At 42.5% G+C, this 3,885-nt stretch carries 1 protein-coding gene and 2 pseudogenes; all 3 read left to right on the forward strand.

What is annotated here, in order from left to right; translation table 11 throughout:
• Positions 1-847, forward strand: a pseudogene (locus tag DW103_RS16295) (transposase); the annotation flags it as partial.
• 593 nt (positions 848-1,440) lie between these two features.
• Complete coding sequence (locus tag DW103_RS16305) at positions 1,441-3,258, forward strand: reverse transcriptase/maturase family protein (RefSeq protein WP_122278059.1); 1,818 nt, start codon at positions 1,441-1,443, stop codon at positions 3,256-3,258.
• A gap of 112 nt (positions 3,259-3,370) precedes the next feature.
• Positions 3,371-3,748 (forward strand): annotated as a pseudogene (locus tag DW103_RS16310) (transposase); the annotation flags it as partial.
• Positions 3,749-3,885: the final 137 nt, after the last annotated feature.

Genomic DNA, 3,885 nt, shown 5'->3' on the forward strand with positions numbered 1-3,885 from the left:
TATAGCAAAAGAAGCAGGTCTGTCGGCGCAGCGTCTTGGACGCAAGAACATTTTCAGTCCTTCTGCCAAGATTGCCCTTATGGTACTGAAAGCCTACACCGGATTCTCCGACAGGCAGTTGGTGGAACATCTTAACGGCAACATACACTATCAGCACTTCTGCGGAGTCATGATAGATCCGTCCAGTCCTATAACCAACTACAAGATAGTCAGTGCTATCCGTAATGAAATAGCATTCCATCTAGACATTGATTCCCTTCAGAAAGTACTTGCCTCACACTGGAAGCCTTATCTTGAGAATCTTCACGTATGCATGACTGATGCCACATGTTATGAGAGTCATATGCGTTTTCCTACCGATATGAAACTGCTTTGGGAAAGCCTGGAATGGCTCTATCGGCATATCTGCCGGCATTGTCAGGAGCTTGGCATAAGACGTCCCCGTAACAAATACACGGATGTTGCGGAGTCCTATCTTTCCTATTGCAAGAAAAGGAAGCGCAAGGCCTCAAGGACACGGATGCTTAAACGACGCATGATCAGGCTTCTTGAAAAGCTAATCATACAGAGAGATGAGATTAATGACAAGTACGGTACCTCACTCAGATATACGCAGGATTACCAGAAACGGCTTTCAATAATAAGAAAGGTCCTTGTACAGGAAAAGGAAATGTTTAAAGGCGGGAAGGTTAGTGACTGTATCGTCAGTATTGACCGTCATTATGTACGTCCCATCGTAAGGGGGAAGGAGACAAAGTCCGTCGAGTTCGGTGCAAAGGTAAATAGCATACAGATAGACGGCATATCGTTCATCGAGCACGTCTCGTTCAAGGCATTCAATGAGGGTAGTGCGTCCGTAATGGTCGCGTAATAAATATCTCATACGTAAGAGATTAGGTTAGTGTTCAAAACTTAGAGATAAGTAATAGACCTATCCCCAACTGACTTACTTGGAAGAGGAAACTCAAAGAGGAACACAGCACGTCAGTAAAGTGACGAGTTAGCTAACAGCTATGCTACGACTGAGTCGCAAGGGGAAAGACAGATATGAGGATGAAGCCTGATTGGTTGAACGATAGTTCAGTGACACAAGTTGAAGTTGTGCCGGAAGGCGGTTATATACGGCATATCATGGTACTACCGCTCATTGTGCCCAGAGCGAGTAGCAAGAACAAATCATGACACAACCGCAATAAGCGGAGAAAAGAACGAAAGTCGCATCCGACAATCTGTTGCCTATCGAAAGATAGAAGTTATTACGCGATTAAACGGAGATTGCCTAAATCGGAATGCCGAGCAATCGGCTATGAGGATTAGCCTCTGAATATCTGACATGGCAACGGAATTCCCATAGTAGTCTGAACAGGGGAAAGCCTTGTACATGGCGAAGGGGAATAGTTAGTAACTTTAATACAAACAAAATAAAACGAGAGATTCGTTATGAGAAATCCAGAGATTGTATTAAACACATTATGCCTACACAGTAAGGTCTCGGACTATAAGTACGAGCGACTGTACCGCATTCTGTTCAATAAAGAGATGTTCTTCATCGCTTACCAGCGTATCTATGCGAAACCTGGTAATATGACTCAAGGCACGGATGGTCAAACTATTGACCAAATGAGCATTGGAAGAATCGAACGTCTCATTGAGACACTTAGGGATGAATCCTACAAACCGCATCCTGCTAAAAGGGTGTATATACCAAAGAAGAATGGCAAAAAACGCCCTCTTGGTATACCATCCGTAGAGGACAAACTTGTGCAAGAGGTGGTTCGAATGATTCTTGAAGCCATCTATGAGGGGCACTTTGAAAGTACCTCACATGGCTTTAGACCTCATAAGAGCTGCCACACCGCTCTGACAAATATTCAAAGAACTTTTACAGGTGCAAAGTGGTTTATAGAGGGAGATATAAAAGGTTTCTTTGATTTTGATAATATAGACCACGATGTGCTCATCAGCATTATGCAAGAGCGTATTGCGGATGAAAGGTTTCTACGCCTTATCAGAAAGTTTCTCAAAGCGGGATACATCGAAGATTGGAAGTACAACAACACATACTCGGGAACCCCTCAAGGTGGAATAATCAGTCCAATACTGGCAAATATCTATCTTGACAAATTCGACAAGTACATGAAAGAGTATACTTCACGCTTCGACAAAGGAAAAGAAAGGGCTCACAACAAAAAATACTGTTGTCTTAACACGAGAACAGTAAACCTAAGAAAGAAATGGAGAGCAGAAACAGACGAAACTGTGAAAGCTGAACTGTTGGCAAAAATTAAAGCTCTGCAAGAAGAGAAATATAAAATGACATACAGACTTCCAATGGACGAAAAGTATCGGAGATTGAAATATGTGAGGTACGCAGATGACTTTCTGATAGGAGTTATCGGGTCTAAAGCTGACTGTGAAAAAATCAAGGAAGACATCACAGAATATATGATGAACAGCCTTAAACTTGAATTGTCAGCAGAAAAGACACTCATAACTCATGCGAAAGAGAACGCTAAATTCCTCGGTTATGACATCACCGTTAGGACATTGGATGTTTTCAAAAGGAACAACAAAGGAATCAAGAAAAGAGAATTTGTTGGTAAAGTCATGCTTATGCTCTCTTCTGAAACTGTGAGAAAGAAGCTTCTAAGTTATAAGGCTGTAAAGTTTACGAACGAAAACGGCAAAGATGTGTGGAAGCCAAAATCACGTGAGAAAATGGTAGGCATGAAACCCGAAGATATCCTTGCACAATTCAACTTGGAAATCAAGGGCTTCTATAACTATTATTGCATAGCTAACAATGTTTCGTCAACATGTGCCGATTTTGGCTACATTATGGAGTACAGCCTCTATATGACCCTTGGTCAAAAATTGAGAAGACATGTAGGGCAAATTAAAGATAAATACAGAAAAGGCAAAGACTTTGTAATCCCATACAAGGATGCCAAAGGCAATGACCGATTCAGGATACTCTATAATGAAGGGTTCAAACGCAAGAGTGCATATACGGACGATTTCCTCGACCGTACCCCATGCACAATGTATGTTCCAAAACCAAGTCTTGCTGAAAGGCTGAAACAACAAACATGCGAAATGTGTGGAACGACGGACACTCAAGTCGTGATGCATCATGTTCGCACCCTCGTTGGGCTAAAGGGAGATACTCCATGGGGCAAGTTGATGTTATCAAAGCACCGTAAAACGCTTGTTGTATGTGAATCCTGTCTTGCTAAAATCCAGCGTCATGGGAAATAATGTGAGTTTACTAATGGCAAGCCGTATACATGGAGACATGTACGTACGGTTTAGGGGCAGGCACGGGGAAACCTACCGCCGTAAGGTGGCAAGGCGCCCTATGCCGAGCCTACTAAGACTGAAGGACTGCATCCGCATGCAGCAGAAACTCATGAACGTAAGAGTAAGGTGCGTTGCCACCGATTCCATCTATGCCAATAATGCCAACAGAAAGTTCTGTACGAAATATGGGATATCCACGTCTTTTGTACGTAAGGGAAGGGCTGCAAAGGATGAGTATTTGAGAAGGGTTCTCAGGAGTGAGCTTTCAAGAGAGAGGGCAACCAGACTTGAAGGAAGTTTCGGTACGCAGAAACAGCATTACTCACTCTCAAGGATAAAGGCAAGAAACAGGAAAACGGAAATCCTGTGGATTTTCTTTGGAATACATACGGCAAATGCCGTCTTGATGATAGACAAAATCCGATGCAGGTTGAATAAAGCGGCATGACACAAATCTGATAGACAGCATCAGAAGAGGTCTGAAGACTTCTTCCGGAGCATTATTGCATGCAGGATAAGATTAATGGAGAAATAGGGAGATATTACAATAAAAATGGCATATGAGATGATTTTTGATTGTCATGC

The sequence above is a fragment of the Parabacteroides sp. AM08-6 genome, assembly GCF_003473295.1.
GTDB lineage: Bacteria > Bacteroidota > Bacteroidia > Bacteroidales > Tannerellaceae > Parabacteroides.

What these genes read in the sequence shown, in the direction of transcription:
- DW103_RS16305 (WP_122278059.1), top strand. Translation starts at nt 1,441, where the DNA reads ATGAGAAATCCAGAGATTGTATTAAACACATTATGCCTACACAGTAAG.